The sequence below is a fragment of the Paraburkholderia sp. SIMBA_054 genome (assembly GCF_046534875.1).
Classification (GTDB): domain Bacteria; phylum Pseudomonadota; class Gammaproteobacteria; order Burkholderiales; family Burkholderiaceae; genus Paraburkholderia; species Paraburkholderia hospita.
This window is the reverse complement of record NZ_JAWRXV010001842.1, coordinates 1-230: the sequence shown is the minus strand read 5'-3', so window position 1 is coordinate 230 and position 230 is coordinate 1. Positions and strand designations below refer to the sequence as shown.

General features: G+C 70.4%; 1 pseudogene. It reads left to right on the top strand.

The annotated features are described in order from the left end of the window. Positions 1 to 230 (top strand): annotated as a pseudogene (locus SB822_RS61415) (hypothetical protein); the annotation flags it as partial.

Sequence of the window (230 nt, the reverse complement as noted above, 5' to 3'; positions counted from 1 at the left end):
CGAGGGGATCGACCTTAGCCCGTCATTCGTTGAAGCGCGCGGACCCGCACGCGTCGCATGTGGCCGCCGTCGCGCATAGCGCAGGCAAGCGGCGCATCGGCGTGTTGTCGAAGCAGGCAGGCGGCGCGATAGAGCCGGCGCAGCAAGCCGCGCTCGACGTGCTGGCGGCGCAACTCGCGCGCGACGGCGCGGAGATCGTCGCGGTGGATTTGCCGGAGGAAGTCTTCGCG